At 58.5% G+C, this 24,388-nt stretch carries 21 protein-coding genes; 9 read left to right on the forward strand and 12 right to left on the reverse strand.

Annotation, left to right across the window (positions count from 1 at the left end):
• Positions 1 to 119 precede the first annotated feature (119 nt).
• The 8 genes from AAFH99_RS03240 to AAFH99_RS03275 form a co-directional block, all read right to left on the reverse strand.
• Positions 120 to 587: an Rsd/AlgQ family anti-sigma factor gene (locus AAFH99_RS03240; protein WP_043319956.1), complete on the reverse strand. Its 468-nt coding sequence runs from the start codon at positions 585 to 587 to the stop codon at positions 120 to 122.
• A gap of 134 nt (positions 588 to 721) precedes the next feature.
• On the reverse strand, positions 722 to 1,480 hold the full coding sequence (locus AAFH99_RS03245; RefSeq protein WP_051687268.1) for an LrgB family protein: 759 nt from the start codon (positions 1,478 to 1,480) through the stop codon (positions 722 to 724).
• On the reverse strand, positions 1,470 to 1,868 hold the full coding sequence (locus AAFH99_RS03250) for a CidA/LrgA family protein (protein ID WP_406828627.1): 399 nt from the start codon (positions 1,866 to 1,868) through the stop codon (positions 1,470 to 1,472). Before AAFH99_RS03250 ends, AAFH99_RS03245 begins: the two co-directional genes overlap by 11 nt.
• 12 nt (positions 1,869 to 1,880) lie before the next feature.
• Positions 1,881 to 2,381 carry a disulfide bond formation protein B gene (locus AAFH99_RS03255; protein ID WP_406828628.1) on the reverse strand — a complete coding sequence of 167 codons (501 nt, stop codon included), beginning with the start codon at positions 2,379 to 2,381 and terminating at the stop codon, positions 1,881 to 1,883.
• 47 nt (positions 2,382 to 2,428) lie between these two features.
• Positions 2,429 to 3,016 (reverse strand): ACP phosphodiesterase, encoded by a 588-nt coding sequence (locus AAFH99_RS03260; RefSeq protein ID WP_406828629.1) that lies wholly within the window; start codon positions 3,014 to 3,016, stop codon positions 2,429 to 2,431.
• Between the two features lie 167 nt (positions 3,017 to 3,183).
• Positions 3,184 to 4,791 carry a glutamate--cysteine ligase gene (gshA, locus tag AAFH99_RS03265; protein WP_406828630.1) on the reverse strand — a complete coding sequence of 536 codons (1,608 nt, stop codon included), beginning with the start codon at positions 4,789 to 4,791 and terminating at the stop codon, positions 3,184 to 3,186.
• Positions 4,792 to 4,973: 182 nt separating this feature from the next.
• Entirely contained in the window at positions 4,974 to 5,348 is a 375-nt protein-coding gene (locus AAFH99_RS03270) for a hypothetical protein (protein ID WP_051687270.1), read from the reverse strand.
• A 258-nt stretch (positions 5,349 to 5,606) separates the two neighbouring features.
• A complete protein-coding gene (locus AAFH99_RS03275; protein ID WP_406828631.1) occupies positions 5,607 to 6,860 on the reverse strand; it encodes a malic enzyme-like NAD(P)-binding protein in 1,254 nt (417 codons plus the stop codon).
• Positions 6,861 to 7,325: 465 nt separating this feature from the next.
• Here AAFH99_RS03275 and AAFH99_RS03280 point away from each other — a divergent pair, with 465 nt between their 5' ends.
• Both AAFH99_RS03280 and AAFH99_RS03285 read left to right on the forward strand, forming a co-directional pair.
• Positions 7,326 to 8,981: a hypothetical protein gene (locus AAFH99_RS03280; protein ID WP_043319962.1), complete on the forward strand. Its 1,656-nt coding sequence runs from the start codon at positions 7,326 to 7,328 to the stop codon at positions 8,979 to 8,981.
• 165 nt (positions 8,982 to 9,146) lie between these two features.
• Positions 9,147 to 10,898: a PhoX family phosphatase gene (locus AAFH99_RS03285; RefSeq protein WP_081848128.1), complete on the forward strand. Its 1,752-nt coding sequence runs from the start codon at positions 9,147 to 9,149 to the stop codon at positions 10,896 to 10,898.
• A 69-nt stretch (positions 10,899 to 10,967) separates the two neighbouring features.
• On the opposite strand, the gene AAFH99_RS03290 is transcribed toward AAFH99_RS03285, so the two are convergent.
• The 4 genes from AAFH99_RS03290 to AAFH99_RS03305 all read right to left on the reverse strand — a co-directional run bounded on the left by AAFH99_RS03290 (position 10,968) and on the right by AAFH99_RS03305 (position 13,076).
• On the reverse strand, positions 10,968 to 11,801 hold the full coding sequence (locus AAFH99_RS03290; protein ID WP_043319963.1) for a thermonuclease family protein: 834 nt from the start codon (positions 11,799 to 11,801) through the stop codon (positions 10,968 to 10,970).
• A gap of 29 nt (positions 11,802 to 11,830) precedes the next feature.
• On the reverse strand, positions 11,831 to 12,043 hold the full coding sequence (rpmE, locus tag AAFH99_RS03295) for a 50S ribosomal protein L31 (RefSeq protein WP_043319964.1): 213 nt from the start codon (positions 12,041 to 12,043) through the stop codon (positions 11,831 to 11,833).
• 146 nt (positions 12,044 to 12,189) lie between these two features.
• On the reverse strand, positions 12,190 to 12,504 hold the full coding sequence (locus tag AAFH99_RS03300) for a winged helix-turn-helix domain-containing protein (protein WP_406828632.1): 315 nt from the start codon (positions 12,502 to 12,504) through the stop codon (positions 12,190 to 12,192).
• The gene (locus tag AAFH99_RS03305) at positions 12,501 to 13,076 is read right to left on the reverse strand and encodes a hypothetical protein (RefSeq protein ID WP_043319966.1); all 576 of its coding nucleotides are present in this window, start codon (positions 13,074 to 13,076) and stop codon (positions 12,501 to 12,503) included. The genes AAFH99_RS03300 and AAFH99_RS03305 overlap by 4 nt, the downstream gene beginning before the upstream one ends.
• A 246-nt stretch (positions 13,077 to 13,322) precedes the next feature.
• Between AAFH99_RS03305 and AAFH99_RS03310 the strand changes: the two genes are divergently transcribed.
• From AAFH99_RS03310 to AAFH99_RS03340, 7 genes are all read left to right on the forward strand, one after another.
• Positions 13,323 to 15,578 carry a primosomal protein N' gene (locus AAFH99_RS03310; protein WP_406828634.1) on the forward strand — a complete coding sequence of 752 codons (2,256 nt, stop codon included), beginning with the start codon at positions 13,323 to 13,325 and terminating at the stop codon, positions 15,576 to 15,578.
• A gap of 80 nt (positions 15,579 to 15,658) precedes the next feature.
• On the forward strand, positions 15,659 to 16,219 hold the full coding sequence (locus AAFH99_RS03315; RefSeq protein WP_043319969.1) for an SPOR domain-containing protein: 561 nt from the start codon (positions 15,659 to 15,661) through the stop codon (positions 16,217 to 16,219).
• A gap of 77 nt (positions 16,220 to 16,296) precedes the next feature.
• Complete coding sequence (gene hslV, locus AAFH99_RS03320) at positions 16,297 to 16,836, forward strand: ATP-dependent protease subunit HslV (protein ID WP_010132036.1); 540 nt, start codon at positions 16,297 to 16,299, stop codon at positions 16,834 to 16,836.
• Between the two features lie 213 nt (positions 16,837 to 17,049).
• Entirely contained in the window at positions 17,050 to 18,363 is a 1,314-nt protein-coding gene (gene hslU, locus AAFH99_RS03325) for an ATP-dependent protease ATPase subunit HslU (protein WP_043319971.1), read from the forward strand.
• A gap of 66 nt (positions 18,364 to 18,429) precedes the next feature.
• On the forward strand, positions 18,430 to 18,807 hold the full coding sequence (locus AAFH99_RS03330; RefSeq protein ID WP_043319972.1) for a gamma-butyrobetaine hydroxylase-like domain-containing protein: 378 nt from the start codon (positions 18,430 to 18,432) through the stop codon (positions 18,805 to 18,807).
• Positions 18,808 to 18,910: 103 nt separating this feature from the next.
• Positions 18,911 to 20,515, forward strand: a complete 1,605-nt coding sequence (locus tag AAFH99_RS03335; protein ID WP_043319974.1) for an alkaline phosphatase — start codon at positions 18,911 to 18,913, stop codon at positions 20,513 to 20,515.
• A 562-nt stretch (positions 20,516 to 21,077) separates the two neighbouring features.
• Entirely contained in the window at positions 21,078 to 24,350 is a 3,273-nt protein-coding gene (locus AAFH99_RS03340; protein ID WP_156035330.1) for a TonB-dependent receptor domain-containing protein, read from the forward strand.
• Positions 24,351 to 24,388: the final 38 nt, after the last annotated feature.

Consider the following 24,388-nt stretch of genomic DNA (forward strand, 5'->3'; position numbering starts at 1 on the left):
GTTTTCTTCGCAGAATCATTGTAACCAGATTGGTTCAGGCTTTTTCAGTTATCCCAAACTGTGGGACAGCAGTGGCTTTGAGCCCCTTTTTTAATGAACTGTTCAGAGCGTCAGCCGTATCAGGCCAGCTGATTTTTGTGCGCGGTATGCAGGGTATCAATCATGCGATCCTCTGCGGCGAACCGGGTTTCCAGGGCGACACCCAGCACAGACAGATCTTTTACCAGTGTGGTGAGGTCATCGGTTTCAAGGTACTTGTCATTGAAGTCCACGGCGACATCGGTGGTACCGTCGATTTCACGGTACAGTGCCCTGGCCTGTTGCAGGCCCTCGGTATCACCAAATGCCTGCCCTTCCTGAATCAGTTGGTCGTAGACCTCAAAGTGACCCGCGGAAACGTAATCCACCAGTTGCTGACATAGGGTGCGCACACTGGCTTCAGCCTCTTTATCGCCGTCGGCAAACTCCTTGTGCTCTGACAGCTGACAAAAGCTCACCAACAGCGCCTGACGGGATTGCAGCCAGCGGTCGATGATCTGGCTGACGCCGCCCCAACGCTCTTGCGCGTTCTTACAGTTCTCCAACATCTCCAAGTTTCCTTTTGTGACTTTTACAACTGCTCTACTTCTACAAGTGCTTTTAGGAATGTAGAAGCTTCTGCCGCCGCGGGCAAGGTTAGCGATGGAAAATAACCAGTATCGGGAAACAGGTCAGGTTTGCTTTACGCAGAGATCAATACCGGAAGTAGCAATGCGGTCAGTGCTCCGCAAAGTCCCATGGCCAGTGCGGAAAAGGCTCCGCACAGGGCGCTGATTTCCAGTGCGCGGACGGTGCCGATAGCGTGGGCATTCACTCCCAGAGCAAAGCCGGTGACCCGTTCGTCGGTAATACCCAGCAGCTTCAGCAGCGCGGGACCGCACACTGCGCCCACAACACCGGTAAATGCCACCACGCCCGCTGCGAGACTCTGGATACCGTTCATCTGCTCGGTCAGTGCCAGGGCCACCGGGGTGGTGACGGATTTGGTGGTCAGCGCGATCAGTACCGCAGCGCTGCCGTTTAGTAACATAGCAATCAATACCGCCACCAGCGGCGCCAGTATCGCGCCCACCGCGAGGCCCAGTATCAGCGGCCAGCCGACTCTCCGCACCATTGTCAGGTTCTGTTTCAGTGGAATGGCCAGTGCGACGACCGCGGGCCCCAGCAACAGATACAGCAGGCCGCTGCCGCGCTGGTAACCGGCGAAGTCCACGTTCATTAGCAGCAGCCCGGCAAACACCAGCAGGCTGCCGCCAACCACCGGGTGCAGTATCGGTGTACCGGCGCGACGGTAAATCTTCAGCGCCAGCCAGAAGCCGAGAATATTGAGCGGCAGGATTACCAGCGGGTGTGCGAAGGAAAGTGGCTCCGCAAAGTTGATGGCAACCTGCTGCACCTGTGCCAGCCACTCGCGCAGCGGTGTGAATGCGTTACTCGCCATCGTTGCCACCCTCTCCGTCTCGTCCGCTGCGCCGGATCAGATGATTCAGCAGCAGCGCGGTCAGCGCGATGCTGATCAGGGTACCCACGACCATGGCGACGATCAGGGCAATCCAGTCTCCGCCGGACAGGTCGCGCAGGAAGTAGATGCCCACGGTCGCGGGAAGGAAAATCAGCACCAGTAAGCGCAGTATCTGTTCGCCCACCAGCCCCAGCCCGCGGGGTACGCGACCGTAGAGCATCATCGCGATCAGCAACAGCAGCATGCCCAGCACCGGACCGGGTATTGGCAGCGACAGAGTGGCAACGAGGACGCGACCAGCGAGATCAAAGGCCAGCAGCAGGCCGGCCCCCAGCAGCCAGTGCGGGAGTGCGCGCAGGAACGACACGGGATAAATCGATCAGTGCTTGCGGAACGCTTGCCACAGACCGAACAGAATCAGGCCCACAAAGCCCACCGCGGCCCAGCCGGCAATGGAGAGTCCCAGCATGGTCCACTGCACTTCCGCGCAGTTGCCGTCACCGGTGAGCAGGGTTTTGATCACTTCCGCCATGGGGAATACATCCACCATATAGCTGATGCCGGGGCCGCAGGCGGGCACCTGGTCTTCCGGCAGGCTCTGCAGCCACAGCTGGCGACCGGAGAAGTAGAGTCCGCCGATGGCCCACAGGGAAACCAGCAGGCCGTAGATGCGGCGACCGATATTGGTGGCGCCGGTTGGGTTGTGCAGAAACGCGATCAGGGATGTAAGGCCGACACCTAGGAACATGACCCGCTGGGTGATACACAGCGGGCAGGGTTCGAGGCCCATCGCATATTCCATGTAAAAGGCGACACTGAGTACGGCGATGACCGCAAGGAACATGATCAGGAAGGTGGTGCGTGGGCTTGGCAGGGTCATGTGATTATTTTCCGGATGCGTTGAGCAATGCTTTAGCAGGCGATTTTCTAATAAATAGTCTGACGGAACTGTTCGGCCTGCTGGCTGAGGTCGGCAATCAGTTGCCGGAATTCCTGTTCCAGTGCGGCCTGGTCTCGCTGCAGTAGTGGCAGCATGTCGGCGAGTGGCTGCGGGCGTCGCAGGCGCAGGCCGACCCGTTCGAGGGTGCGCTGGATGACGTCTACCTCGCGGTAGCCAGGCAGGAGTTTAAATTGCTCGGCTCTTTGAATAAACGTTTGTGCATTTTCGGGGATCCACTGGTTGCGCTGGTGGAAGTTGGACCAGCAGTTCTGGGTAAAGGTTTCCAGCGGTTGTGGGTGCCAGTGTTGCCAGTCGTTGGCGAGCAGGTGGTCGAACCAGATATCGAGGGCGATGCCGCCGAGGCGGCGCCACTGGGGGCCGAGGCGTTTGAGGGCGCTCAGGTAGGCGGGGTGCTGGTCGCTCAGCAGGTCGATGCGGCGGTGCAGGCGGATGCCGTCTTCGATGGCTTTGGGGCGCTCCCCTTTCATGGGGCCTTTGACGAAGTCACCCAATAGGCCACCGAGCTGCCAGTCCGGGTCCGGGCCTGATAGTAGCAGGTGGGCCAGGTAGTTCATTTCAGGTCCCCTGGCTTGCGTTCTTAATTGGATTGAGTGGCGGCGCTGCTACCGGGTACGGCCTTGCGAGACACGCCGTGAACCCATCCATGGGGGCTCTTCCGCGAGGTCCCTCTCGCAGAAGGTCTCGCAAGGCCGTACCCGGCATCAGCACCTGCGCTTCGACCTCAGAGCCCCTTCTGGCAGAACACATATTGCGCGTAATACTTGCCGAGAAAGTCTTCGAAGCTGCCGGTATCGGCGTCTTCTACCTGTTTTTGCTTGTCGAGTGACTCTTTTGCGAGGCGCTCGAAATCGGCCTGCTCTTCCTCGTTCAGCGGGCGGTCCAGGAAATACTGGCGGTGCTGTTCCGCTTTGGCCTTGGCCCACTGGAAGAAGGTCTGTTTGTGCTCATGCATCTCCGCGAGCATTTGTGCAGCCGGGGTCAGTACCTTGCCGTCGACCTTGTCACGCTGTGCGGAGACGGCGCGCTGGTAGTCGTGGCTGTCCCACGCCTGGTCAAGCAGTTCGGCCATGGGGGTGATCTGATCGAGGAGTTCACCGGCCCAGTCGGTAAGTTTGCGCTCGCTGCCGTTGTGGATAAGTTGCAGATCGGGCTCGCGGCCGCGGTCGACGATGCGGGTCTGGTTTTCCTGTACCGCGCGGTAGTCGGCTTCGTCGGTTACCGGGCTTTCGCTCAGCAGGCAGTGCAGCAGGAAGGCGTCGAGGAAGCGCATTTGCGGGGCTTCGATGCCGAGCGGGACGAAGGGGTTCAGGTCGAGGCAGCGCACTTCGATATATTCGACACCGCGGGCGTCGAGGGCGGAGAGTGCGGTTTCGCCCATGCCGGCCGGGTTTTTCGGGCGGATCGGGGAGTAGAACTCGTTTTCGATCTGCAGCAGGCCAGTGGAGAGCTGCTGGTATTCGCCATTCGCGTCTTTCACACCCTGCTGGTGGTACTCCGGGTAAGGCTTGCTGATGGCTGCGCAGAGGGTAGACAGGTAAGTCTGCAGATCGTTGTAACACACGATCAGGGACTTCTGTGCGTCGCTGGTATAGCCGAGGCCGCCCATGCGCAGGGAGGTGGCCTGGGGGGCATACAGGGTGCGGCCATCGCCATCGAAGGACTGCAGCTGGTGTTCGCGATTCTGCACGAAGGTGCCGCACACGGCGGGGGCGGCACCAAACAGGTAGATCAGCAGCCAGTAGTGGCGGCGGAAGTTGCGGATCAGGTCGAAATAGCGGCGGGTTTTGAAGTCTTTCAGGGACTCTTCCTGGCCGCCTGTATCGCTACCGCGCTCTTTTTCCTGCAGCCAGCTCCAGAAGGCGTCCGGCAGGGAAAAGTTGTAGTGGATACCTGCGATGGTCTGCATGGCGCGGCCGTAGCGCAGGCCCAGTCCGAGCCGGTAGATGGTCTTCATGGTGCCGCTGTTGGAGCTACCATAGCGGGCCACGGGAATGTCTTCATCGCGGCCGAGTTTGCCGGGCATGCTGTTTACCCACAGGCGCTCGTCGCCGATCTGACTGTAGGTGTAGCGGTGGATCTGGTCCAGTGTTTCCAGCGCCTGCTCCGGTGTTGCCACCGGCGGCGTAATGAATTCCAGCAGGGCTTCGGAGAAGTCGGTGGTGATGTACTCGTGGGTGAGCGCGGAGCCGAGGCCGATCGGGTGATCGGTCTGCGCCAGCTCACCTTCCGCGGAGACCCGCAGGCCCTCTTTCTCAATGCCGCGGCGGATGCCCTTTAACAGCGCTAAACCTTGCGGCTGGGCCAGATCGGCCAGATCGAGTTTGGACAAGGGAATCTCCTGTGGCAGCCGGTTGGCTGATGGGCCGGGTGCGCCACCGGGACGCGGTACTTCTTACTCACAAAAAACGTCAATCACCAAAATGGCGATCCGGCCTAAATGGGGGCGCCTGCTGCTATCTCAAGTAAGTGGGCTCAGTAAACAAGCTCAAGAGTAGGCTCAAGGCAGGTCTGTCAGGGGCTCGGGAGCGGTTGGTCGGGCTGGCTCTCTGCTGCCTCGGTTTGCGGCAGCTTTTCGGGCTCGGCGACGTCATTCGCTTCCGCGACAATTTCGGGCTCATCCACTGCTTCTTCTGGCACCGCTGACTCAAGCGGTGTCTCGCTCAGGGCTTCTTCCGGGACGATGGGCTGGCGCTTGGTGTCCAGCTCGCACTCCAGCAGCTCAATGCGCAGGGCGACGTTGCGAGTATTGGCCTCGAACATCTGATTGATGGCGACGTCCTTGTGTTCGGTGCGGAACAGCTTGGTGTTCTCGCGGCCGTCGATCCATTCGTTGCTTTTGCTTAAAAACTGCTGGTGCTGATTGGTCAGCACATAGACGTGGCTCATGCGGGGGGACAACTTTGCTCAGACATGGAACGCAGTTTAGCGGCGGTGGGAGGGAGGCTCAAGGCTGGCGGGATATGTGGTTCTGTTAAGGACTAGAGGCGGCGGTGCTACCGGGTGCAACCTTGCCAGACACGCCGTGAACCCATCCCTGGGGGCTCTGCAAAAACATCCTGTTTTTGAAGGTCTGACAAGGTTGCACCCGGTAGCACCGCCTTCGCCCGAAGCGACAGCCTTGATCTGGTCGGTGGGGGAAAGTAGTTACACCGGCTTCAACGGATAGTGCGCCGGATACGGCAAGCGCGCTGCGCCGCTGTCCACCGCCGCGTGGGCCACTGCCGCCGCCACTTCCGGCAGCAGGCGCGGATCTGTGGGCTTGGGCAGGATGTACTCGGCCCCAAAGCTCATTTCCACACCGCCGTAACCCGCGCGCACCGCCTCCGGCACCTCCTCGCGGGCTAGCTTGCGGATCGCCTCGATGGCGGCGAGCTTCATGTCTTCGTTGATGCGCGTGGCGCGTACATCCAGGGCACCGCGGAAAATAAACGGAAAGCACAGCACGTTGTTCACCTGGTTCGGGTAGTCCGAACGGCCGGTGGCCATGATCAGGTCTTTGCGGGTCTGGTGCGCCAGCTCCGGGGAGATTTCCGGGTTGGGGTTGGAGCAGGCGAATACCACCGGCTTGTCCGCCATATGTGCCAGTTGCTCCACTGATAACAGGTCCGGGCCAGACACGCCGAGGAATACATCGGCGCCCTCGATGGCATCATCCAGAGTGCGCATCTCGGTATCCCGCGCCCACTCACCCTTGTAAGCGTTGATATCACTGCGCCCGGAGTGAATGACCCCGCGGCTGTCCAGCATGGTGATCTGGTCTTTCTTGGCGCCGGCGGCCAGCAGCAGTTTGCAGCAGGCAGTTGCGGCGGCACCGGCACCCAGGCACACGATACGCACGTCTTCGATCTGCTTACCCTGGATTTCCAGCGCATTCAGCATTCCCGCCACGGTCACGATCGCCGTGCCGTGCTGGTCGTCGTGGAACACCGGTACCGAGCAGCGCTGGATCAGCGCCTCTTCGATGTGGAAACACTCCGGGGCCTTGATGTCTTCGAGATTGATACCGCCGAAGGTATTGGCAATCGCCGCGACGGTCTCAATAAACCGCTCGGGGCTGGGGCATTCCACCTCGATATCCACGGAGTTGATATCCGCAAAGCGCTTGAACAGCAGGGACTTGCCTTCCATCACCGGCTTGGAGGCCAATGGGCCCAGGTTGCCGAGGCCGAGGATGGCACTGCCGTTGGAGATGACCGCGACCAGATTGCCCTTGCCGGTATACAGGTAGGCGGCCTCCGGGTCCTTGGCGATTTCGCGCACCGGTTCGGCCACGCCCGGGCTATAGGCCAGGGACAGATCCTCCTGGGTGTGGGCAGGGGTCGTGAGTTCCACCGAAAGTTTGCCCGGTGTCGGCAAGGCGTGGTAATCGAGCGCGGCCTGGCGCAGTGAGTCGGTCATCAGGATGTCATCTCTTGGTTTGGAAAGCGGCCAACATTCTGCGGTTGGCGGCAGGTTACAGCGGACGTATTGATTTTATTGTGGGTCTGCAGGCTCGCCTCTCAAGCGAGAGCGACGCCGTGGCAGGAAGGATAACCGAGACCGCGGAAAATCCACAAGCTCAAAAAAACAGCGGTACGAAATATCTGTACTAAATATGCTGTAAAATCTTCTTAATGGTGCATTTATTTATGTAGTTTAATTACATAATTAGGATGGACTTGCGGCTCTCCGGGTTGCCGTTTGCCGGTCTGTTCTTTTGCGCGGATTGCCAATAGGCCTTTTGTTGTGGCCAGAATCCAGTGCCCTGCCCCTAGCTGCAGTGCTGATTTTCCCCTTCTCTGCGCGACGCCGGCCTTCATTCTTCTGTCATCCGCTGACGTTAGGGTCATGGACGCTCAATTCCTTCACCATGGCTAATCAAAAATGTCGTTCTCTTACATTTTCCGCCGGGCTTGCTGGAGCCTCGCTGGTCTGCTTCTGGCCGGCTGCGGGCAGGACGCTGCGGAACTCGCTCACGATTTGGATACGGCGGCTCTGTTGCCGGCCGTCCCTCTGGCTGCGCGCCTGCCGGAAACCGGTACCCACGAAGCCAACCCGGAGGCGCCAGTGCCGCCCATGTGTTACACCAAGACAGAGGGGCGACATAACCCCTGTTATGTGTGTCACCAGCTGTACGAGCGGGATCCTCAGCAACCGCGCATGAATATGCTGGATGACGGGGGGATTCAGGGGAATTACCTCTTTTCTGATGAAGGCCTGAAAAATCACTGGGCAAACCTGTTTGTAGATCGCAGCGACTGGCTGCAACAGGTGAGTGACGATGCCATCGTCGACTACATCAATCAGGACAACTACAGTGCCTTGCCGCAGCGATTGAGAGCGCAAGGCTGGAAGGGTTTCATTCCGGATCTTGCGGATTTCGATCAGGCTGCGGCGGCATTCGATGCGCAGGGTTTTGCCCGTGATGGCAGCGGTTGGGTAGCCTTCAATTACAAGCCATTGCCGAGCACCTTCTGGCCGACCAATGGCAATACCGACGATGTGGCCATCCGGCTGCCACGAGAGTTTCAGCGGATTGAGGGAGAGAACTCACGGGAAATCTACCTGCTGAACCTGGCGCTGGCAGAACTCAATATCAAACAGCTGCCACGCATGCCCATTGCGGCGATGGATGAGCGTCTGGTGGATCGGGACCTGGACGGAGACGGAGCGCTGCGGGGGGATACGCGCTGGCTGGCTCCGCAATCCCACTACTTTGGCGATGCTGCCGCGGTCGCGGTGGTGGATCAGCAATTCCCCAAAGGGACCGAATTCATCCACTCCGTGCGCTACGTGGGGGTGGATGAGGCGGGCAATATTGGCGTGCCCGCGCGCATGAAAGAACTGCGCTATATGAAGAAGATTCGCGAGCTCACGGTCACCGACCTGGATAACCGTTACCGCACCGAGCGCAAGGAAAAGGTGCTCGGTGAGTTGCCCTACTATGTGGATCATGGCGATAAGGGCCGGGAAAACGGTATGGGCTGGCTGCTCACTGGCTTTATCGAAGACTACGATGGTCATCTGCGCCCGCAAAACCGCGAAGAGATGCTGTTCTGTATGGGGTGTCATGCGGCGATCGGCACAACCATCGATCAGACCTTCTCGTTCTCGCGCAAGGTCACCGGCCCACAGGGCTGGGGCTACATTAACCTGCGGGGCATGCCGGACGTACCCAACGTCAATCAACAGGAAGGTGAAATCCTCCAGTATCTGAAGCGCGCCGGCGGCGGCAGCGAGTTCCGGGAAAACCCTGAAATGCTCGACCGCTGGTACAACGAAGATGGCTCGGTGAAAGAAGCGGAAGTAAAGGCCGCAGACGTCTACACACTGATTACACCATCGCGGGAGCGCGCACTGGCCATGAACAAGGCCTATACCCATATTGTTCGCCACCAGAGCTACGTGCAGGGGCGCGATGCCAGCTGGTTGCCCGCGCAGAATGTTCTGCAGCAGATTGACGACGCCACACCACCCCTGCAGGCGGAGCACCGCTTCTTCGGCTGGGATATGCGCTTGCGCTGGGCGCAGGCGGAATAGTAGTACTGGTAATTATTTTTATTGAGGGTAAAACGTTAGCAATAAAATTCCCCAAAAATCGTCACTGAATGATCGCCAATTCTTCATGGCAGATGTGGATCCTTGGTCTAAGCGCCGCCGTTCTGGTTGGCGCTTTCTATTTTTGCATTCCACGGGGGCAAGACCATGCACAATAAGGATTCTCTGTTTACCAAAAATACGCTCGCCATCGCCGTGCTCAGCGCGTTGCTGCTGGGTGGTTGTGCGGACGATGGGTCGAACGGATCGGCCGGCGTAGACGGCGCCAATGGCGTTGATGGAATTGATGGCGTCGATGGCAGCGACGGTGCCGATGGGGCCGATGGCGAAGACCTCACCGCAGCACCGGCTCTGGTGAGAGTGGCCACCCTGCCTTTGGGCGCAGAAGTCACCGGTGTATTCAAGACCGACAACGGCGAAGTCTTCTTCAATGTTCAGCACCCTTCCGACACCCTTCCCGACGGCTGGAATGACGCCGCTGTAGGCGCCTGGACCGGTGTGGACATCGACAATCTGGACCCGCGCCTGGAATCGGTGCCGGTGCCCGCATCCGACTCTCCTCAGGCGCAGGTGGTACAGGTAGCCACCGGTGATTATCAGGTGCTGGGCCGCAGTGGCGACACCTTCGCCGGCGCTTTGCCGTTCGGTTTTGGTGCCATCGTCAAAGGTGACGCCAGTATGGCTCTGAAGCAATCCCAGAACCCGGACTTCAACGCCTTTATCCCCACCAACGCCGATGGCAGTGAAGGTATGCTGTACGTGGCCTGGGAAGACCGCCCGGGTGCCATGAATCGGGTAAATCTGCAGCGCCAGCAGGATGGCAGCTGGCAGGTGACCGGTGCCGCCGACGTGGACTTCTCAGGGGTGCAGGGCACGCTGATCAACTGCTTTGGCAGCGTTTCTCCCTGGGGTACTCCGCTGACGTCGGAAGAGAATTACGAAGCGGAAAACACGGCGCACTGGAATGACCCCGATTACTCCACCGGTTATCCCAACAATGCGGATATCGATCTGCTCACCGACTATCTGGGTGGCACCTACCCCAACCCGTACCGCTACGGCTACATCGTGGAAATTACCGAGCCCACCAGCGAGGCGCCCGTCCCGGTCAAGCTGTTCACCCTGGGTCGTATGGCGCACGAAAACCCGGTGGTTATGCCGGATCGCAAAACCGTATACCTGACCGACGACGGTGGCAATAAAGGCTTCTTCAAGTTTGTGGCGGACACCGCCGGCGATCTGGGTGCGGGCACGCTATACGCAGCCAAAGTGCAGCAGGATGCCACTCGCGACCCCGCCAAAGCCGGCTTTGACATCCGCTGGATCGAGTTGGGCCATGCCTCAAATGCCGAGCTGGAAAGCTGGATCGCCGAGTACGATGAGATCGATCGCAGTGACTACGTAGAGGGTGAAACCAGCTACATCAGTGACGCGGAAATCGAGGAATACGCCGCGGGTACCGCAGCGGACAGTCGCGTGGCTTTCCTGGAAACCCTGCGCGCGGCGGAAGCCAAGGGCGCGACCGTGGAATTCAATAAAATGGAAGGCATCAACATCAACTTCAATGGCGCAGCAGATAACAGCGTGCCCTACATGTATGTGGCCATGTCTTCCGTGGACTACGCCATGGCTGACGACGAAGGGGATATCCAGGTCGATGCCAACAAGTGTGGTGTGGTTTATCGCCTGGGTCTGCAGGCAGATTACGACGTGTTGCGTATGGAGCCGGTGGTCGTGGGTGGCGCCTATGACGGCGGTGCCGAAAACCGCTGCCCGGTGGATGCCATTGCCAGCCCGGATAACATCGAGGTATTGGACGACGGTCGTGTGCTGATTGGTGAAGACACCGGTTACCACGTCAACAACGCGCTGTGGGTGTACAACCCCGCAGGCGAATAAGTCGTTTCCCGCTACGGGTACGCTGTATCCTGGAGCCCGCGGCGCTGTGCGTCGCGGGTTTTTTGCTACTCAGTTGCGCAACAGATCAACGGTTTGCGCCGAATCCACCGCGATGAACCAGCGTTTGTGGCCCGGGTTCTTGCGCGCATAATTCGCACCGCGGTCCACAAGCCAGCCGCGCACCATCAATTTGCGCCCTTTCCAGCCGTTGCGTTTCGCCAAAAGCGGTGCTCCCTTCGGATCCAGCCGCAGCGCCACTGGGCCGTCCAGATCCAGCCAGATAAAGCGGTTTTTGTGAACTTTCCGCACCTGGCCGGTGAGCAGTGTGAAGCCGCCATCTCCTTCGCGTACATCCTCTGCCCGCAGTGTCGGCCAGGCTCCCGGTCGCCATACCCCCCGCTGGCGCAGGCGGGCTTCATCTTCGCGGCTCGACAGGCACTCCGCCAGCGACAGGTTGGGGGCTACTGCGATATGAAAGGCCAGTCCGGCGGCCAGTAATGCGGATTCCAGGCTGTCCCCGCGGTGGTTGTACACATGGGCGAGTACCCGCCCGTGATTGTCGTAGCGGTCTCTATCGTACACCAGCTCCAGGTCACCCCCGGCGAGAAAGCGCTGAACAAACTCCCGCGACTCCTCTGCGAACGGCTGTGCCGGGCGTTTGCCGCGGGCCAGCTCCGGTGTGTTTACCCCGATAAGGCGAACCCGACGGCCGTCTTTAAGGCGCAGGGTGTCACCGTCCACCACCTTCTGCAGGGCGACGACCTCATCTGCCTCCCCCAGCACACAGTCGGCGAGTGCCGCGGTGGGGTTGAGGATGCAGGTCAGCAGCAGGCAGGCACAAAAAAAGACGCCACGGTATGTCCGGGGCGTCTTTTTTATTGCTACCGGTGAAGCGCAGGGCATACCGGAGCGGGTCTCGATTGCGCGATCTCTTACTTGGAGATGCGGCTGCCGAAACGCTTCTTGAAGCGGTCTACACGGCCGCCGGTGCTGGCTTCGCGCTGCTTGCCGGTGTAGAAGGGGTGGCAGTTTGAGCATACGTCCAGCTGGATGTCCTTGCCCAGAGTGGAACCCATTTTGAAGGAGTTGCCACAGGAGCAGGTTGCGGTAATTTCGGCGTAATTCGGGTGGATGTCGTTCTTCATGATGGCCTCTAATCGATACCGCCACCCAGTCGTTTGCTGAGCACGGGATCGTCATTGGTGTAGGGGAAACTTCCCCGGGCTGTTTAAAAAGTCGGCGCATACTATCAGATTAGCCCGCCGATTCAAGCGCAAATGCGGCTATAGGGTCACGGCTCCCCGCCGGTGGCGCCCGCCGCGTCGATCAGTGATCGCAGCGCCGCCGTATGGGACTGCAACGCGGCGCGCCCCCTGTCACTCAGGTGGTACCAGGTCGTCGGTTTGCGCTCGACGAAATCCTTGCGACTTAGCAGGTAACCCCGCTCTTCCAGTTTGCGCAATTGTGCACCCAGATTGCCGTCGGTAGCCTGCAACTGGCTCTTGAGGCGGGCGAAACTGAGTTCGCCGTGCTTGGCCAGCAACACGCAGGCGCCCAGGCGGATACGGTGCTCCAGCAGCGGGTCCAGGGAGGTCAGCGCCTTCATTGGGAATCGCCCGCGTTCAGCGCCGCCCGGCGGCTGAAGCCCGCCCAGCACAGAGCGATACCCACGCTGATCCCGGTGATTGTCCAGATAAATGGAGGCATGAGCACCACCAGGACTCCGTAGGCGATCAGCATCAGGATGCCGCACCACAACAGCGGCCGCTCCAGGTGAACTCCGGCGAGGCTGTAGGCAATACCGGTCACCAGCAGGAAGTTGGCGCCTCCCATCTCGGGGGTGACACGCCCAAGCATCAGCGGCAGAAAGCACAGTAGAAATGCGGCACCCACGAGGCACCAGTGCAGGCCGTAGCGCCGTCCCAGTTGTGTATTGTTGTAGCCGTGACGTCGGCTCTCGCGGGCGCCCAGCCACCAGCTGAACAGGCCCCCGCCCACACCGGCAAACAGCCAGTAGATACCGGCGAATCGGGGGGCCAGATCCGGCAGGCTGAAGCCCACCGCAATCAGCGCGGCCCATAGAAAATACAGGGCCGGGATACCGCCGCTGGTGGCGTCCCCGTCGATGGCGCCGCGAATATAGTCCAGGTCACTTTGCAGTTTGTTTACGTCGGTCATGCTCACAGATCCTTGGTGATGAGGGGGGTGATTACCAGTAGCCCCGTTGTTACTCTATAAATTAGAGTTGCTGTGTAGAGTACTCTAATATTTAAAGTATGCAAGTGGCTAGGACTGTAATGGTTGAACAAGAAGCCAGTCATTGAACGCAGAAGGGGGACGGTGCCGGCTGTAACAAGGGTCGGCAGCCGTTAAACTAGCGCGCTCTGAAAAATTCGCACAATAGAAACCGTCATTGGGGGCCGTTTGCAGGTACAACCGGAACAACACCCGGAACACCATCGCTCGGGTATGGCTAGCGAGCGCCCGCGTGCCATTTTGCGCCTGGCAGTGCCGGTACCTCTGCGCCGCCTGTTTGATTACCTGCCGCCGGCGGGTATGCGCGAGCAGGACCTTCGCCCTGGTCAGCGTTTTCACGTGCCTTTTGGGAAGCGGGACCTGGTGGCGGTATTGGTGGACGTGGTGGCGGAATCACCATTGGCGGAGCTGAAGCCCGCCAGTCAGTGCATTGATCACCAGCCTATTTTTGACGCCCGCAGCCGTCACTTTCTGCAGTGGGCTGCAGACTATTACCAGGCACCCATCGGAGAACTTTACGCAGCGGCCCTGCCGGTGGCTCTGCGCAAAGGTAAACCGGCGGATCACTGGGCGGAGCAGTGGCTGGAGCTGACCACCGAAGGCAAGGGGCTGCCGGAAACCGCACTGGCGAGGGCGAAGAAACAGCAGGAGTTGCTGCAGCTGCTGTTGAGTAGCGGGCGCCAGAGCCGTACCGCGCTGAATGCACGCGGGCTCAACAGCAGTGTGTGCAAGGCGTTGATCGAGCGCGGGCTGGCCCACTGGGTGTCCGGCCCTACGGCACCGCCACCCATGGAAGCGGTAGAGCCGCGTCCCGCGCCAACGCTGAACGACGAGCAGCGGCAGGTTATTGACGCGGTCCCGGCCACTGGCTTCAGCGCCTCACTATTGGAGGGCACCACCGGCAGTGGCAAGACCGAAGTCTATCTGCGGCTGATGGCGCGCGCCCTGCGCGACGGCCATCAGGCGCTGTTGCTGGTGCCGGAGATCGGTCTTACCCCACAGACCCTGCGCCGTATCGCCGCGCGCTTTCCGGATTTTCGCATCGCCGCTCTGCACTCGGGCCTCGCCGATGGCGAGCGCGCCCGCGCCTGGCTATCCGCCGCTAGCGGTGTGGCCGATATCGTGATCGGTACCCGTTCGGCGATTTTTACCCCGCTGCCGCGCCTCGGTGTGATCCTGATCGACGAGGAGCACGACGGCTCGTTCAAGCAACAGGACGGTGTGCGCTATTCCGCCCGCGACCTGTCGGTGGTACTGGCAAAAAATGCCGGTGTACCGGTGCTGCTCGGCTCGGCAACACCGTCTCTGGAGAGCCTGCACAACGCGCTTTCTGGTCGCTATCAGCATCTGCGCCTGCGCCACCGCGCCGGCAACGCGCGCCCGCCGGAAATCAGCCTGGTGCCCATATTGCACCAGCAGCTTCAGGAGGGGTTTGCCCCGCAGGTGTTGCGGCATATCCACGAGACATTGAATCGGGGTGAGCAGGCGCTGGTCTTCATCAATCGACGTGGCTACTCGCCGGCGCTCACCTGTGACGACTGCGGCTGGCTCGCGGATTGTCCCCACTGCTCCGCCAAACTTACCCTGCACCGGCGCCAGCGCCATCTGCGCTGTCACCACTGCGACTATCGTATGCCGGAGGTGCACAGCTGTCCGCAATGTTACAGCCGCAATCTCAATGCACTGGGTGCGGGTACCGAGCGCAGTGAGGACTTCCTTACCCACAGCTTCGGGAATTTTCCGGTGATCCGCGTAGATCGCGACACCACCGCCAGCAAACAGGCCCTGGACAAATTGCTGGAGCCGGCGCGCAATGGCGAGCCCTGCCTGCTGCTGGGTACCCAGATGCTGGCCAAGGGGCACCATTTACCCAAAGTGACCCTGGTAGTGATCCAGGACGCCGACGGCGGCCTGTTCAGTGCCGATTTTCGCGCGCCCGAGCGCATGGGGCAGTTGTTAGAGCAGGTCGCCGGCCGCGCCGGCCGTGGCGACCTGCGTGGTCATGTGCTGGTACAGAGCCGCTACCCGGAACACCCTCTGCTTCAGCTATTGCTCAACAAGGGCTACGGGGCTTTCGCCCGCCAGCTGATGGAAGAGCGCAAGATCGCCCAGCTGCCGCCACTGCGGGCCATGGCGCTGGTGCGTGCCGAGTGTGAGGAGCCGCGTTGGGCGGAGGAGTTCCTGGTCAGTGCCCGGGAATATCTGCAGGCGATGGCACCACCTTCACCGGAGCTCCAGTACCTCGGCCCGGTGCCCGCGTTGCTGGAGCGCAAGTCCGGCCGTTTCCGCTTCTATCTCCAGGTCACCGCGGAAAAGCGCGGTCTGCTGCAGAAGCTATTGGCGCAATTCAGCCATTGGGCGGAAGGTAATCGGAACCGCAGGCTGCGCTGGGCAGTGGATATGGATGCGCAGGAGTTATCTTAAAATCCGCCCACAGCACCGCGTGCAGGCGGTACAATTTCCCACCTGTAGGAATAACGATTTACAAGACCGAGAGAACGCCCATGGCCCGCCGCAATACCCGCCGCCAACAATCCACCGGTAAACCCGCCTGGGTATGGTTTGTGCTAGGCAACTTCGTGGGTGGCTTCGCGGTCTTCGTGTTTCTGCTGAACGACCTCAAGACCGGTCAGTCCCAAGTCGCCAAGCGCGCGGAGAAACCTGCCGCGGAAAAGCCGGCACCCGGCGAATCCAAACCGCGTTTCGATTTCTATAAGCTGCTGGAAGAGAACGAAGTTAAAGTGCCGCAACCCAAGAACCAGCAGGTGCGGGTGCGTGACGGCGACAGCGACGACGCCCCGGTACGCAGCGAGCCCAGGTCCGATCTCGTGTATATCCTGCAGGCTGCCAGCTTTCGCGACAAAGAAGAAGCCGAACGCCTGCGCGCTCAGCTGATGCTGGCCAACCTTGACGTCAAGGTCGAATCCGCCACGGACAACAGAGGTACCTGGCATCGGGTTCTCGTCGGCCCCTATACCAATCGTTCCAAAATGGCCGCCGCGCGAGGCGTACTCGCCGAACACCGGCTGATGCCACTGGTCCTCAAACGCCCCGCCCAGGGTTAGTGTCCAATAGCGAACGTTGAAATCCGCCCTCATCGACCACACTTAGTGCACTCGAATTGAAAAACACCGAGGCACACGTGGAACAATATCGCGGCACTACCATTCTCTCCTGTCGCCGAAACGGCAAAGTCGTCATCGGCGGTGACGGGCAAGTCTCCATGGGCAACACCATCATGAAAGGCAACGCCCGCAAGGTCCGCCGCCTGTACAACGACAAAGTCATCGCCGGATTCGCCGGCGGTACCGCCGACGCCTTCACCCTGTTCGAGCGCTTCGAGGCCAAACTCCAGGCCCACAACGGCCAGCTCACCCGCGCTGCCGTCGAACTCGCCAAAGACTGGCGCACCGACCGCGCCCTGCGCCGGCTAGAGGCGCTCCTCGCCGTCGCCGACGAAACCGCCAGCCTGATCGTCACCGGTAACGGCGACGTGATCCAGCCGGAAGATGATCTGATCGCCATCGGCTCCGGTGGACCCTTCGCCCAGTCCGCGGCGCGCGCGCTGCTCGATAATACCGAACTGGATGCGAGAACCATTGTGGAGCAGGGGTTGAAGATTGCCGGTGATATCTGTGTGTACACCAACCACAACAACACCATTGAAGAGTTGAGTTACTGATCGCAAACCAGCAACGAACTAATTCACCACGAACTGAAGGCGGGGTACCGGGTACTGTTTTTTGAAAGCGTCAGCGACAGGAGGTCGCTGCCGCAGCGCCCAGGGATGGGTTCACAGCGGTTTCAAAAAACAGTACCCGGTGCCCCGCCGCCACCGCGCCAGCGATAGAACTTTCGAGGCTGGAACGAAGCGAAAAGAATCCGAGTAAAGACCATGTCCATGACCCCTAGAGAAATCGTCCACGAACTCGACCGCCATATTGTCGGCCAGAACGACGCCAAGCGCGCCGTTGCCATCGCCCTGCGCAATCGCTGGCGCCGCATGCAGGTCAACGAAGAGCTGCGCGCGGAAATCACCCCGAAAAATATCCTGATGATCGGTCCTACCGGCGTCGGTAAAACCGAAATCGCCCGCCGCCTCGCCAAGCTTGCCGGCGCGCCGTTTATCAAAGTCGAAGCCACCAAATTCACCGAAGTCGGTTACGTCGGCCGCGATGTGGAATCCATCGTCCGCGACCTCGTCGAAATGGCCATCAAGCTCGAACGCGAGCGCGCCACCGAAGGCGTCAAACAGCGCGCCATGGACGCCGCCGAAGACCGTGTCCTCGACGCCCTGCTGCCGCCGGCACGCAACACCGACCCCAGTGAGAAAGATTCCAGTACCCGCCAGGTCTTCCGCAAAAAACTGCGCGAAGGCGAGCTGAACGACAAAGAAATCGAAATCGAAGTCTCCGCCGGTCCAATGGGTGTGGAAATCATGGCGCCCCCCGGCATGGAGGAAATGACCAATCAGCTGCAGGGCATGTTCTCCAATATGTCCAAGGGCAAAACACAAAAGCGTAAACTCACCGTCAAGCAGGCGCTCAAACAGCTGACCGACGATGAAGCCGCCAAGCTGATCAACGACGAAGAAATCAAAACCAAAGCGATCCAGTCTGCCGAGCAGAACGGTATCGTATTTATCGATGAAATAGACAAAGTGGCCAAACGCCAGGAAAGCGGCGGTGCCGACGTATCCCGTGAAGGCGTACAGCGCGATCTGCTGCCACTGATTGAAGGCTGCACCGTCACCACCAAATACGGCATGCTCAAAACAGACCACATCCTGTTTATCGCCTCAGGGGCCTTCCATTTGTCCAAACCCTCCGACCTGATACCAGAGCTGCAGGGTCGTTTACCAATTCGTGTGGAGCTGAGCTCACTCACCTCCAAAGACTTCCAGCGTATCCTGACCGAACCCAGCGGATCGCTTACCGAGCAGCAGAAAGCACTGTTGGGCACCGAAGGTGTCAATCTGGAATTTGCCGACGACGGCATCCAGCGTATCGCCGAAGTGGCGTTTGAGGTGAATGAGTCCACCGAGAATATCGGCGCCCGCCGTCTGCACACCGTACTGGAACGGCTGCTGGAAGAAGTTTCCTTTGCCGGTGGTGATGGCGATACCGCGATCACCATTGATGCAGCCTATGTGGACAAGCAATTGGGCGAGCTCAGCAAAGACGAAGACCTCTCGCGCTTTATTCTCTGATGCATTCCACTCAGTAGGAGCCTGCAGGGCAGGCTCCTATCAAACGCGATTCCCCGGAATACCCCAATGCCCCCACCCCAGAAAATTCGGCTACAGAAAGCCGACAAAAAACTCACCCTCCATTACCCGGACGCAGAATACGATCTTCCTGCCGAGTACCTCCGCGTTTACTCTCCCAGTGCTGAAGTGCGCGGTCACGGTGCCGACGAAGGCAAACTGGTGACCGGAAAACTGCATGTGGGCATTGAGCGAGTAGCTGCCGCCGGTCGTTATGCCCTGCAGATCTTTTTCGATGACGGTCACGATAGCGGTATCTACACCTGGGACTATCTGCAGGAGCTGTGTGAAACCCGGCAGGAAAAGTGGCAGGCTTATCTTGAGCGCCTGGCAAACGCCGGTCAGGGCCGTGACCCTGACGAAAGCCCAGTCAAACTGATTGGCTGAATCCGAAGCAAATCTGACGCATATTTCCGGTATCCTCCCACCCCAATCACCCGGCCACGCCGGAGAGGTATCACTCATTAAATTGCTACTGGGGGGATCACTCGTGCAATTGAACCGCTTCACACTGGCTTTCGCACTGGCCTTTGGCGTCACACTGGCCGCTTGCCACAGCGGCAAATCTGAAACAGTCGCCGCGGAAAGCTCTTCAGCCAAACCCGCCTCACCCAGGCTACCTGATAACCAGCGCAACAGTAGCTGGTTCGACGGTGCTCGCGACGCGATCGCCAAAGCGAGCGCAGTTACTATCAACAACCAGCCCGGTGCGGCAAAAAATGTCATTCTGTTCGTGGGTGATGGGATGGGTATTTCCACGGTGACCGCCGCACGGATTCTGGCGGGGCAGCTGCAAGGGAAGCCTGGTGAGGAGTACCAGCTCAGCTTTGAGAAAATGCCCTTTGCGGGCCTGATCAAGACTTACAATACCAATCAGCAGACCCCGGACTCCGCTGGTACTGCTACCGCCATGCTCTCGGGGGTGAAAACCAAAGCGGGTGTCCTCAATGTCGATGAAACGGTAGCGCGCGGCGACTGTGCGGGCAGTCTCGAGCGACCGCTGACCACCGCGGTGGAGCTTGCGGAAGAACTGGGTAAGCGCACCGGTATCGTGAGCACCGCGCGCATCACTCACGCCACCCCGGCCGCCGCCTATGCCAAAGTACCAGAGCGTGGCTGGGAGCATGCTGCACCCGCAGAATGCAAGGATATCGCTACCCAGATGGTGGAGTTCGCCGCGGGTGACGGTGTGGACGTCATCATGGGTGGTGGCCGTCGCAGTTTTCTGCCAAAGGACGTCACCGATATCGAGGGGAAAAACGGCAAACGCGAAGACGGCATCAACCTGATTGACGCCTGGCGGGAGCGCTACGGCGGCGAGTCAGGCAGCGCGGTGTATATCGAGGACCAGGCGGGCTTTGATGCGATTGATGTTACCGGCACCGACAAACTATTGGGCTTATTTGCCAGTTCCCATATGCGCTATGAGGCGGATCGTAAAAACGATAAAGCCGGCGAGCCTTCTCTGTCGGCGATGACCGGCAAAGCCATAGAACTACTGAACAAATCAGATAAAGGCTACTTCCTGCTGGTCGAGTCCGGCCGCATCGACCATGGGCATCACGCCGGCAGCGCGTTTAATGCGTTGACCGATGCTGTCGAAATGGCCAAAGCGGTACAGGTCGCCATGGACAGTACCAGCGCCGAAGATACCCTGATTATCGTGACCGCGGATCACAGCCACGTGATGACCATCGCCGGCTACCCCACCCGCGGCAATCCGATACTCGGCAAGGTGGTCACCAACAATAGTGAGGGTGCTCCGGAACCGGTGGTGGCGCTCGCCGCTGACGGCAAGCCCTATACCACTATTACCTACGCCAACGGTCTCGGCCATGCACACTACGGAGACAGCGCCGACGCAGATGATCGCTACGAAGACCCCGTCAGCGCCGGACGCCACGACATTTCTGCCAGCGATACCGAATCTTCCGGTTACCACCAGGAAGCACTGGTGCCCCTGGGAAGTGAAACCCACGCAGGAGAAGATGTAGGAGTATGGGCCCGCGGCCCCGGGGCGCATCTGTTATCTGGTACCAATGAGCAGAGCCTGATTTTTCATGTGATGACGCATGCGGGTGGGTTGCTGGAATAGTTGGCAGCGTTTGAAAGGTAGGAGTTGACTTCGAGTCGATGTGGTCCAGCACATTTTCCCGTGCCCCTCATATTAGCTTGATCTTCTGCCTTATTCTTTTACGTGTCTATTGGAGTATCCCGGTCGGGCAGCGAAGCCAGTTTCGGCGTGTTTCAAAAACGGTTGCAGCCGATGCCGTGATGTTTTGCTGAAACGATGGGTCATGGGTTTGAGTGGTTTTTTGTGCCTACTTTTTCGCTATTTAAGTTTTTTATCTTGATATTTTGCAAAACTATGGTTTTTTAGTTTGCCATTGGGGTTGGTTAATAATTGCTCGACAGGCCAAATCTCCAGATAAGGATGTCCGTCCCAACTATTATACTTTTGATGTTATATGTTCTCTTTTGGGTGGGCTTTTTAAGTATGAATAGCTCGACTTCAAAATGAGTAGAGCACTTTCGTTATTTATTATTCGGTCGTCAAAAAATATATATGAGGGGTTAGGGAGGTTAGTCGTCAAACTTTTGTAGCGAAATCTTTCGCTACAAAATACTGACAAGAGCCTAATTGGGGGGCTAACCAATTGAATAAATTAAAAAAAATGTTCGAGAGCGCAGGGACTCCGCTCAAGGTAAGCGTGTCCACTGCTGTGCTGGCAGCAGTACTTTCTCCTATTACTTTCGCACAAGAAGATGACGCCTCTGTTACTGAAACTAACGTAGTCGCCGAACAGCAGCCTGCTGTTCCCGTTCCTCAGGGAGTGGAAGACGATTCGGGGGTAGAAGAGGTCGTCGTTACCGGCTCTCGTCTGAAACGAGACACATTTTCAAGCATTGCACCTCTACAGATAATTAACGCCGAGGGGGCACGAGAGGCTGGTGCCATCGATACCTCCACCATTCTGCAGAGCAGTGGTGCGGCTTCTGGCCAGCAGATTGATCTGACCTTTTCTGGTTACGTTTTGGATAATGGCCCTGGTGCTTCAACCGTAGACCTGCGTGGTCTGGGTGCTGGTCGTACCCTGGTACTGTTGAACGGGCGTCGCCTTTCACCAGCAGGTGTTGAAGGTGCGCCAGTCGCTGCAGACCTGAACCTTATCCCCTCCTCGCTGGTACAGCAGTATGACCTGCTGCTGGACGGAGCATCCTCCATTTACGGCTCCGACGCCGTAGCCGGTGTAACCAACATCATCCTGAAGAAAGACTTTGACGGTTTCGATTTCGAAGTCTTTGGTACTGGCCCTACACAGGGCAATGGTGAAGAAACCACTATGAGCCTGAGTTGGGGTCAGAATTTTGACCGCGGCTTTATTGGTGTGGGTGCGGAATACTATCAGGCACAGGCAGTGACTCTGGCCGATCGCGAGTGGACTGACAGCTGTGCGCGCAACCGCGAAATCGGCACCGACGGCAAGATCTACACCCAGGATGCCTACTACAGCAATGTGCTGGGTATGGATACCTCTGATGGTTGTGCCATCGGCTCACTGGCTGGCCGAGTATCCACCCCAGTATCCGGTAGCATCTACTACACACCGGGGAATGGTCACGGCGGTTGGAGTGACTTTTCTGAGTCCAACCTTTTTGGCTTCGGAGTTGATGCGGATGGTGACGGTGTAACCGATGTGAACTTCCGCAATCACGATATCAATGGCCGTGATCTGTTTGCACATTTGTACCCAGAGCAAGAACGCACGAGCATCATGACCTTTGGTGAGTACACTTTTGAAGGCGACATGAACCTAACTCCGTTCTTTGAAGCCAGTTACGCCAAACGTGAAAACTATATCGATAGTGGCGCATTCCAGCTGTTCCCGTCTGTGCCAGGTTCCAACCCATTCAACATTTGTAACCCAGATGGAGTTCGTGGCGTCGATTGTGGCTTGGCCTACGATGCCCTGCTGGATGACCCAGAGTTTCAAGAGCAGTTTTATAATACCTATGGGGCTCTGCCAGCAGACTACGATCTTTACTACGGAGCTATTGGCCCCCAAAGTACCCAGCCGATTGTTTCGGTGCGAGGTGATCGTACTACCGCAGATGTAGAAGTAGCGCAGATGCGCTTCGTCACCGGTATGCGCGGCGACCTGCCGATGCTGAATATCGGTTCTATGTCTGACTGGAGCTTTGAACTGTCCGGATCCATTACCAAATCTGAAGGTAAATCCAGCCGCTACGGGATTCGCGGTGACCGCCTGACCCAGTCTCTGGCGACCACTGTTGAGGATCCGAATAATCCGGGTACCTACACCTGTGAACCGCTTCCGGGCGAGTCTACCTGTGTGCCGATCGATATGTTCGCGGCTTCTCTGTATGAAGGCGTCATTGGTGACTTCGCCACCCAAGCGGAACGCGATTACCTGTTCGACAGCCGCGACTTTGACACCTCTTACTACCAGACGATCTTCTCCGCATATACCACCGGTACCGTGGCAACCTTGCCTGCAGGTGACGTAATTGTTGGTTTCGGTGCTGAGCTGCGCAATGACCGTATCAAGTCTCTGCCGGACGATATCGCCCGCGATGGCCTGTTCTTCGGTTACTTCTCTGATGGTGGCGCGACCGGTAGTAAGGACACCAAAGAGGCATTTGCTGAGATTGAAATCCCACTGCTCGCAGGTAAATTCATGGCAGAAGAGTTGACCACTAACGTGTCTGCTCGGTATACCAAGGATGAGTTCTACGGTGGCGCTTGGACCAATGCCGCGAAGATTGCCTATCGTCCGGTAGAGTCACTGCTGCTGCGATCAACTTACGGTACCTCCTACCGTGCGCCCAACTTGCGTGAAAACTTCCTGATGAATCAGACCGGTTTCAATAATATTTTTGACCCGTGCATGATTCCGGATGCAGCCCTGGATCCGATCAGTGGTGGATATAACGCGGACTTGGATACCCGTAGCCCCGAAGTTCTGTCCAACTGTCTCGCCAATGGTGTAGATCCCACCACTCTCGAGAACGATGGTTTTAACACCTACAGTGTTGAAGTGGCTCGCGGCGGTAACCTGGACTTGGAGGAAGAGACCTCTGAATCTTTCACTTTTGGTTTCTCTTTCGAGCAGCCGTTCTTTGAGAGTTTTGGTCTGACTCTGGGTATGACCTACTACGAAATCGATATCGAGAATTCGATCATCGAGCCGTCCGCCCAATTTCTTGTAAATGACTGTTTCAATAACCCGAATGGCAACAGCGCATTTTGTTCCATGTTCTCTCGTGATGATGAAGGCTTCCTGGATGTTATCGATGCGGCCTTTGTTAACCGCGATAACGAAGTGGCTCGTGGTTTCGACTACAACATTCGTTACGAGCAGCCGGTTACCGTATTCGGTGCGCCGGTAGACCTGTCTGCAAACCTGACCTTCAACCGCGTGATGGAACGCACCCTGACCTATGTAGCCGACGACGGTACCCCAGATGTCGAGCGGTATCAGGGCACCTTCGGCTTCCCCGAGTGGAACGGTCGTGGTGAATTCCGCGCGGAATACGATAACTACCGCTTTACCTGGACTACCCAGTACCTGGGTGCTGTGGAGCAGGCGGACGAGTACATCGACGAGTTCAGTGATATCTATGACACCAATGGGACGGGCGAATTCTCCGATACCTGTGTCGGTGCTGCGAACGGTGGCGTTGATTGTCGCGACGTTGGTTTTGCTGACGACTATATGATCCACCACGCGTCCCTGTACTATTACGCAGATACTTGGACTGCTGGTCTTGGTGTGCGGAACGTCTTCAACGAAGCGCCTCCGCAGGTAGATGGCAACGAAGTAACCGCTATCAACAACACCCCGATCGGTTACGGCTACGATCTGCAAGGCCGCACGGTCTTCATGAACCTTCAGAAGAACTTCTGATCGCTCACAGGTCGGAAAAAGCCCGCAGTTACTGCGGG

Origin of the sequence: Microbulbifer sp. ARAS458-1 (assembly GCF_045348205.1) — a bacterium.
In the GTDB taxonomy this organism is placed as follows: Bacteria; Pseudomonadota; Gammaproteobacteria; order Pseudomonadales; family Cellvibrionaceae; genus Microbulbifer.

Excerpts from the sequence above, each read along its gene's own strand:
- AAFH99_RS03280 (WP_043319962.1), top strand. The coding sequence starts at position 7,326 with ATGTCGTTCTCTTACATTTTCCGCCGGGCTTGCTGGAGCCTCGCTGGT.
- AAFH99_RS03245 (WP_051687268.1), bottom strand. The coding sequence starts at position 1,480 with ATGGCGAGTAACGCATTCACACCGCTGCGCGAGTGGCTGGCACAGGTG.
- AAFH99_RS03305 (WP_043319966.1), bottom strand. The coding sequence starts at position 13,076 with ATGACCGACGTAAACAAACTGCAAAGTGACCTGGACTATATTCGCGGC.
- AAFH99_RS03255 (WP_406828628.1), bottom strand. The coding sequence starts at position 2,381 with ATGACCCTGCCAAGCCCACGCACCACCTTCCTGATCATGTTCCTTGCG.
- AAFH99_RS03260 (WP_406828629.1), bottom strand. The coding sequence starts at position 3,016 with ATGAACTACCTGGCCCACCTGCTACTATCAGGCCCGGACCCGGACTGG.
- AAFH99_RS03300 (WP_406828632.1), bottom strand. The coding sequence starts at position 12,504 with ATGAAGGCGCTGACCTCCCTGGACCCGCTGCTGGAGCACCGTATCCGC.
- AAFH99_RS03285 (WP_081848128.1), top strand. The coding sequence starts at position 9,147 with ATGCACAATAAGGATTCTCTGTTTACCAAAAATACGCTCGCCATCGCC.
- AAFH99_RS03275 (WP_406828631.1), bottom strand. The coding sequence starts at position 6,860 with ATGACCGACTCACTGCGCCAGGCCGCGCTCGATTACCACGCCTTGCCG.
- AAFH99_RS03240 (WP_043319956.1), bottom strand. The coding sequence starts at position 587 with ATGTTGGAGAACTGTAAGAACGCGCAAGAGCGTTGGGGCGGCGTCAGC.
- AAFH99_RS03270 (WP_051687270.1), bottom strand. The coding sequence starts at position 5,348 with ATGAGCCACGTCTATGTGCTGACCAATCAGCACCAGCAGTTTTTAAGC.
- hslU (WP_043319971.1), top strand. The coding sequence starts at position 17,050 with ATGTCCATGACCCCTAGAGAAATCGTCCACGAACTCGACCGCCATATT.
- rpmE (WP_043319964.1), bottom strand. The coding sequence starts at position 12,043 with ATGAAGAACGACATCCACCCGAATTACGCCGAAATTACCGCAACCTGC.
- AAFH99_RS03290 (WP_043319963.1), bottom strand. The coding sequence starts at position 11,801 with ATGCCCTGCGCTTCACCGGTAGCAATAAAAAAGACGCCCCGGACATAC.
- AAFH99_RS03315 (WP_043319969.1), top strand. The coding sequence starts at position 15,659 with ATGGCCCGCCGCAATACCCGCCGCCAACAATCCACCGGTAAACCCGCC.
- AAFH99_RS03330 (WP_043319972.1), top strand. The coding sequence starts at position 18,430 with ATGCCCCCACCCCAGAAAATTCGGCTACAGAAAGCCGACAAAAAACTC.